We start from the raw sequence: 7,351 nt of genomic DNA on the forward strand, positions 1-7,351 counted from the left end.
CAAGGACAGGAATAAACTGGCGGCTGTACCGAAAGTATTGATTGAGGTTATTAATAGCCGTTTCCCAGTCTTGCTGTAACCATTGTTGTAGAGTCGAGGTTAACCCCGGCAGCGGTAGAAGGGTAATACGGGGAAAAAGTCGCCCTTGAGGGCCCGCCAAAAGCCCGATTAGCCAATTATCAAGACGGAAAAAGGCGAATATAAACACCCCGCCCAACACCCCGCCCGACACCCCGCCCCACACCAGGCCCGACACCACGCCCAACACCACGGACCGCACCCCGCCCGACATCACGCCCAACATCACGCCCAACATCACGCCCAACACCACGCCCGACATCACGCCCGACATCACGCCCGACATCACGCCCGACATCACGCCCCACACCCCGCCCCACACCCCGCCCCACACCACGCCCGACACCCCGCCCCACACCACGCCCAACACCACGATCAACACCCCGCCCAACACCACGCCCCACACCCCGCCCCACACCCCGCCCAACACCCCGCCCCACACCACGATCAACACCACGATCAACACCCCGCCCCACACCACGCCCCACACCCCGCCCAACACCCCGCCCCACACCACGATCAACACCACGCCCAACACCACGCCCAACACCACGCCCCACACCCCGCCCAACACCCCGCCCCACACCACGCCCAACGCCACGCCCGACACCACGCCCAACGCCACGCCCCACACCACGCCCCACACCACGCCCCACACCACGCCCAACGCCACGCCCCACACCACGCCCCACACCACGCCCCCCCAATCAACAGAAAGTCCTAAATTTGCTGCTATGCTACAGATAATCAGAGGGGTAATTACAGTTAAGAGAAGACCCTGAATCCCTAGACGCAATTGTACGGTATGGTTATCGCCGCCGTCTCTCGTTTCCACATACCAGCGCACTGCTTGGGGAAAATAAAACACCCAGTACAACAGCAAAAGATAATCAAAGGGATTCCATAAAGATAAATCGCGTCTGAGTTTAGGAGCGAGATTAATGGTGGGGACGGTACTTTCCTTCATAATTTCTATCTCTGGCTATTTACCCGGTGATGGTTTATTAAGTAGTTAGGTGTTAACTGTCAAACACCCCCCTTATCAAGGGGGGCAGGGGGGATCAAACCCCCCTTATCAAGCAGGGGGGAGCCATCTTCAATTTAAATATAACCAGCTAAGTGAACTACTCTCAACAGAGTTGAGAGCTTCCTATTTCACGGGGGATTGCCTCAAGACGGACTTACGCCCAACTTTTGGTCTTACATCCCCTCTATAGGCAGTATCGCTAGTTCCTAACGACAATATCCGTAAGGCTTCATTTTTGATGTTTATCGCCGCATTTATATCACGATCATGGGTTGTTTTGCAATGCTCACAAGTCCATGTTCTAACATCAAGTGGTAAACTCGCTACTTGATTTAGACAGACATTACAAGTTTTAGAACTAGGGAAAAACCTATCAACTTCGATATAAGTTTTTCCTTCCCATTCTGCCTTGTATTTAAGCATTGTACAAAACATTCCCCAACCACAATCACTAATAGCCTTAGCTAAATTATGATTGCGTACCATGCCTTTAACATTGAGATTTTCTACCGCAATAACTTGGTTTTCGTTAACTATCTTACGGGATAGCTTGTGGAGAAAATCCTCACGACATCTTGAGATTTTAGAGTGAACTTTAGCTACTTTACGTCTAGCTTTTTGACGGTTGTTACTTCCCTTCTTTTTACGGGATAACTTTTGTTGTTTACGCTTTAAATTACGTTGATGTTTAGCTAAATGTCTAGGATTCTCATACTTACTACCATTGCTGGTAATGGCAAAATGAGTAAGTCCTAAATCAATTCCTATGCCTTTGCCATCCTTTGATGTCTCAGGCAACTCCAATTCGTCATCAACTAAAATAGAAGCGTAGTATTTACCGTCTGGAGTTTTTGAGATAGTAACGGTTTTAATTGTTCCTTCAAATTCCCGATGACGCACACAATAAACTAATCCAACTTTACCCGGTAATTTGAGGTAGTCACCTTCAAACTTGACATTAGCTGGATAGCTAATTGATTGCCTACCATGTTTGGACTTGAATCTTGGTAATCTAGCCCGTTTTTCAAAGAAATTTTGATAAGCTTGCGATAAGTTCAAAGCAACAACCTGTAAGCACTGAGAATAAGCATCTGTCAACCACTCATATTCTTTTTTGAGACTAGGCAATAGTCCCTGAATATAGTTTCGTGTTAGCCCTTTTCCTGTGGTTTTATAGGTTTCTTGGCATAAATTCAAGGAATAGTTCCAAAACCAGCGACAACAGCCGAAGCCTTTAGCTAAGGCTATTTCTTGCTCGGTATTGGGTTTTATTGTGAATTTATATGCTTTGTACATAGCTGTTATCAAGAATCTATATTTATGATAACACAACTTTATAGAATTGTCTATATGCTGGTCAGCATTCATCCCATCGCTAAAAGCGAGGGACTTCTGCTGACACTAAGTTAAATCAACTTCTGAAAGACAAAAAGGGCAAAAAATCAGAGTTTTAGCAATAAAATAACTATTTTTTGACCAAAAAGGTCATTTATTGGCTGTTACTGCCTTTTATCTTCCCGCATCCCTGTTTTAGACCCCATGAATCCCAACTGGGCGATCGAGATGAATTTTTTGGACTGCTTATTGGATAGAATAGGAAGTTAGGCCATCTAATCAAATCTGTATCCTTAAGGCTATGACAACTATTTCTCGATCGATCCCCCAATCACCCACTAAATCCTCGTCTATCGGCGGCTGGCGCGGTTTGATCGAAGAATATCGCCAATTTCTGCCCGTAAGCAGTAAAACCCCTGTAATTACCCTCCTAGAAGGCAATACACCCCTGATACCCGCCCCCTATCTCTCAGCACAAATCGGGCGCGATGTCAAGGTTTTTGTCAAATATGATGGTTTAAATCCCACCGGCAGCTTTAAAGACCGGGGCATGACCATGGCCATCTCGAAAGCTAAAGAAGAAGGGGCAAAAGCGGTGATTTGTGCCAGTACCGGCAACACCTCGGCGGCGGCGGCAGCCTATGCAAGAAGGGCCGGGATGCGGGCCTTTGTGATTATCCCCGATGGTTATGTGGCCTTAGGAAAATTGGCCCAGGCTTTATTGTACGGAGCGGAAGTCATCGCTATTAATGGCAACTTCGATGATGCCCTCAAGATTGTCCGCCAACTATCAGAAAATTATCCCGTAACTTTAGTCAATTCCGTCAATCCCTACCGTTTAGAGGGTCAAAAAACTGCTGCTTTCGAGATTGTCGATGTCTTGGGTAATGCCCCCGACTGGTTATGTATTCCCGTGGGTAATGCGGGCAATATTAGCGCCTATTGGATGGGATTCTGTCAGTATCACCAGATAGGCAAATGTGACCGACTGCCGAAGATGATGGGTTTTCAGGCCGCCGGGGCTGCCCCTTTTATCTCTAAACAACCGGTTGACCATCCCGAAACCCTAGCCACGGCTATCCGTATCGGCAACCCCGCTAACTGGGAAAAAGCCTGGGCTGCTAGTCACGCTAGTCAAGGGCAATTTCACGCGGTCAGCGATGAGGAAATATTGGCAGCCTATCGGATTTTAGGAGGCCAAGAGGGGGTTTTCTGTGAACCAGCCAGCGCCTCTTCTGTGGCAGGATTATTAAAAGTGCATCAACAGGTTCCCGATGGGGCCACCGTAGTGTGTGTTTTAACGGGAAATGGACTAAAAGACCCAGATTCGGCGGTAAAACACAGCAATAACCAACTAAAATCTGGGATTGCTCCCGAATTAACCCAAGTGGCTCAAATTATGGGCTTTTAAGCTAACGTTAATTCGGGTTAAGCAGCGCTTCTATAAAACTCCCTTAGAACTGGGAATTATACCGGCGCGACGGGGATCGATCGCTATGGCCATACTCATCGCCCGGGCAAAAGCTTTAAAAGTAGCCTCAATAATATGATGGGAATTAATCCCGTCTAATTGACGAATATGTAGGGTCATTTGACTGTGATTGACCAAAGCAACAAAAAATTCCCGCACTAGCTGAGTATCGTAGGTTCCCACTCTTTGGGTAGGAATTTCTAGACCATAACTGAGGTGGGGACGACCGGAAAAATCGAGGGCAACTTGCACTAAAGCTTCATCGAGAGGGGCGACAAAATGCCCGAAACGGACGATGCCTTTTTTGTCGCCTAAAGCTTGCAGTAAAGCTTGTCCGAGGGTGATTCCCACGTCTTCATTGGTGTGATGGTCATCAATTTCTAAATCTCCGGTGGCGCGCACATCGAGATCGATCGCAGCGTGGGAGGCGATTTGCTGCAACATATGATCAAGAAAGGGAATTCCTGTCTGGGCGCGACAATTGCCGCTACCATCAAGATCGATCGTCACCTCTACATCGGTTTCTTTGGTAGTACGACTAACCGAGGCGCGACGGCAAGGTGAGACAAAAGAATCGGGTATCTGGGAAGTGGAAATCATTTAAGTAAAAATAAGTAGGTAGCCGTTAAAAATTATCAGATGCCCCCCTTATTAAGGGGGGATTAAGGGGGGATCGGCACCCCCCTTATCAAGGGGGGATTAAGGGGGGATCGAATTATGGACTAGGGAGATGGGGGTTTTTTTCAGTAATCAGTGAACTTAAAACTCATATCTGATAACTGATAACTGATAACTGATCACTGAAAAGGCCTAACTTTCTGGTTCAGTTTTAGCTTCCGCTGGCGGACCGGGGGGCAACACTTCCTCGCTCAGGGGTTGAGGATTTTGGCTAGTGGGGGGACTAGCGGGGGAACCCTCCGGCTGATTGAGAGCGGGGGTTTGGGGAGGAGTTTCTGGGGCTTTTTCTTCGATTATCGCTTCTTTGGGCGGTTCTGACTGGGTTGGGGCCGGATTTGGACCTGTGGTTTCGGGCGGCTTGACGTTATCCGGTTGGGGGCTAACGGCCGGTTGCGGCGGTTGATTAGGACGAAGCGGGGTTTCAATTGCCGGCGTTACGGGGGGGGAGTTACGAGTATTGAGGTTACTACCCTCTGGTTTTGGGGGATTAGCGATCGCACCTCGGCACACTTCCGGGTTAGGGGCAAAACTGACTCGCACCTGATAGATTCTCGACTCACCACTGGGATTATTAAAACGAGTTGATCTCACTTCCCCAGCCGCCTGTTGATTGAAAATCGGGAAGCCAGCACTTTTAATTAACTGGGGTTCACTGCTGAGGCGGCCTTGGGCATCCACCGTCACCCCATAAACCGCCGTCCCCGCCAATTGACGGGAACAAGCCGTAGCGGGATAATTACCGGTCAAATTGACGGTAGTTATGCCTCTGCTGCCCTGATTGGGCTGATTTAGTTCATTTAAGGCGTTAGGATTAGTTTTTTGGACTCTGGCCAGCCAATCCACCTGATTTCTCATAGCATCCTCGTTACTGGTATTGCTTTTATCCGCCTCCAGGGAGCGCAAACGTTCCCGCATTTCCCACATTAATTGTTGACGACGCTGTTCATCTAGGGGCGATTGACCATTCGGCTCCGGTGTGCGGGCTAGGGAATTGTTTAATTGTTCCTGCGCCTGTTGCGATGCACTAAGGGGCGAATTTCGCAATCTATCTAAAGTTAGATTATCTTGGTAGGGATCGAAGTAAGGCCGCACCTGCTGGTTATTAGTCTCCCTAGGCAGATTATTATTGTCCGGCAGGGTGGGAACAGCAGGAGGACTGGGTAAACTGGGGGTAGAAGTGGGAAAATTGCGAGGAATCGGTAATCTACCCAGGGAGGGGATAGATGCCACGGGAGGAGAATAGATATTGACGGAGGGTAAAGAGGAGAGGGGAGGTAAAGCAGGTAAGGAAGGTAAGGGAGGAAGGGAAGAAACCGAGGGTAAAGGAGGTAAGGTGCTGTTATGGATGCCATCCATGGGGGGGAGAGGAGGCAAAGAGGAAGAGGACGAATTGGGGTTAGGCAGTTCCGGTAAGCTGGACAGGGAGGAGTCGAGACTGGGAAGACGTGACTGCTCTAGAGGGTTTAATTCAATCAGATTGACGTTGCGTAATTCCTTTTTTGGCTCCTGTACTGGATTATTGAGGAAATTAGGTAAGATAATCGCTAAAATTAGGGCATGAATACCAAGAGAAGCGGCGAACGAGAGATTATTAGAGTTAATTAGTTTATTTTCTTCGGTTTCTAGACCAAAATAGGAGGATGTCATAATGCTAGTTAATTGAGCAGAGCCTTGAGGGGAAAAGTTAACTCTATTTTAATCGTCAGGGCGATTTTTTTTCTTGAGGGCGGGGAATTAATTGGTGTCAGTACCCCACCACCCCACACCTAACACCCCACACCCTGCCACCACCGAAAAACTTTTTCAGCCAACCCTACTGATGCGGTGAGCGGGCCACAGCTTTTAATTTGGGATACAATTCCGAAGGGTCTAACAAAGGGATAAACTCATCGATTGCCGGTTTAAAATTAGCCGGAAAATTCTCCCTAGTTCCAGGACCGTTAGGCGATTTAGGCACTGATTCTAATTCAGGGAATTTGGGCGTTTCCGGGGTTAACTGCGAGAATAATTCCTCCACATTACTCATCCCTTTGCGAGGATCATTAAAAAGAGAAGTTTCTAAGTTGAGCAAAGAATCTTTACTCGTGGCTACTGTGCCATTATTATCGGTTTTTCCCGCTTCTGGCTCTGGACAGGGCTGCTCAAGGGTGGGAGAAGGTATATTGATCTGTTCCCGTTTAGGGATAACTGCTGGTTTTTTGCCATCTAACTGGGAATCTAGCAAGTTTTTACAAACCAAGCGCTCGAATTCCCCCGTAAAATGAAAGGTAGGATGGCCGCGACGGTGCCAAATTTTGAGGATTTCCTCCACCGAAATGACTTTGTAACGTCCCTGATAGAGTGCCTCTAAAATCGCCATGCGAATCCAATTTAGCGAATAGATGGGCAACCAGCGCTCGATTAATTCTTGCGCTTTATATCCTCTCATTTCAAATCGATATTGGTTGAGTATAGTCGCTATCTGCATGAGGTTGATCTCTGGGCTAATCTCTGCCATAGAATTTACAAAAACAGTGAGCGCAATCGTTACGGCTACTAGGCACTCTATATATTAAGATTCTATTCAGGTTTTTCCTAGAGAACTCCATAAAAAAGATGATCCAATAGTCAAGTGGTTTGATAAGGGATTTCCACAAACCACTTTGGCAAATGGGGAAGTCGATTAATCTGTTTTTCCAACTCCGCCATTGCCTTCTGAATCAACTTTACCCCAGTGTGGTAAACCTTCTCAATGAGCTTGACGACCGGATTTTTTCCTTTGA

5 protein-coding genes and 1 pseudogene are annotated in these 7,351 nt (G+C 47.7%); 1 reads left to right on the forward strand and 5 read right to left on the reverse strand.

What is annotated here, in order from left to right; genetic code table 11:
- Together PX482_RS18795 and tnpB are read right to left on the reverse strand one after the other, a co-directional pair.
- Positions 1 to 1,045 (reverse strand): annotated as a pseudogene (locus PX482_RS18795) (hypothetical protein); the annotation flags it as partial.
- Positions 1,046 to 1,228: 183 nt separating this feature from the next.
- Entirely contained in the window at positions 1,229 to 2,401 is a 1,173-nt protein-coding gene (tnpB, locus tag PX482_RS18800; RefSeq protein ID WP_002764978.1) for an IS200/IS605 family element RNA-guided endonuclease TnpB, read from the reverse strand.
- A gap of 340 nt (positions 2,402 to 2,741) precedes the next feature.
- Between tnpB and thrC the strand changes: the two genes are divergently transcribed.
- Positions 2,742 to 3,851, forward strand: coding sequence for a threonine synthase (gene thrC / locus PX482_RS18805; protein WP_288094153.1), 1,110 nt, complete (start codon positions 2,742 to 2,744; stop codon positions 3,849 to 3,851).
- A gap of 30 nt (positions 3,852 to 3,881) precedes the next feature.
- Here the strand turns inward: thrC and hisB are convergent, their stop codons facing one another.
- The 3 genes from hisB to PX482_RS18820 all read right to left on the reverse strand — a co-directional run bounded on the left by hisB (position 3,882) and on the right by PX482_RS18820 (position 7,086).
- Positions 3,882 to 4,511: an imidazoleglycerol-phosphate dehydratase HisB gene (gene hisB / locus PX482_RS18810; protein ID WP_002756684.1), complete on the reverse strand. Its 630-nt coding sequence runs from the start codon at positions 4,509 to 4,511 to the stop codon at positions 3,882 to 3,884.
- Between the two features lie 210 nt (positions 4,512 to 4,721).
- Complete coding sequence (locus PX482_RS18815; protein WP_288094151.1) at positions 4,722 to 6,236, reverse strand: energy transducer TonB; 1,515 nt, start codon at positions 6,234 to 6,236, stop codon at positions 4,722 to 4,724.
- A 166-nt stretch (positions 6,237 to 6,402) separates the two neighbouring features.
- Positions 6,403 to 7,086: a hypothetical protein gene (locus PX482_RS18820; protein WP_002756686.1), complete on the reverse strand. Its 684-nt coding sequence runs from the start codon at positions 7,084 to 7,086 to the stop codon at positions 6,403 to 6,405.
- Positions 7,087 to 7,351: the final 265 nt, after the last annotated feature.

It is taken from the genome of Microcystis sp. M53602_WE12 (genome assembly GCF_030065455.1).
GTDB classification, from domain to species: Bacteria; Cyanobacteriota; Cyanobacteriia; order Cyanobacteriales; family Microcystaceae; genus Microcystis; species Microcystis aeruginosa.

What these genes read in the sequence shown, in the direction of transcription:
- tnpB (WP_002764978.1), bottom strand. Translation starts at nt 2,401, where the DNA reads ATGTACAAAGCATATAAATTCACAATAAAACCCAATACCGAGCAAGAA.
- thrC (WP_288094153.1), top strand. Translation starts at nt 2,742, where the DNA reads ATGACAACTATTTCTCGATCGATCCCCCAATCACCCACTAAATCCTCG.
- hisB (WP_002756684.1), bottom strand. Translation starts at nt 4,511, where the DNA reads ATGATTTCCACTTCCCAGATACCCGATTCTTTTGTCTCACCTTGCCGT.
- PX482_RS18815 (WP_288094151.1), bottom strand. Translation starts at nt 6,236, where the DNA reads ATGACATCCTCCTATTTTGGTCTAGAAACCGAAGAAAATAAACTAATT.
- PX482_RS18820 (WP_002756686.1), bottom strand. Translation starts at nt 7,086, where the DNA reads ATGGCAGAGATTAGCCCAGAGATCAACCTCATGCAGATAGCGACTATA.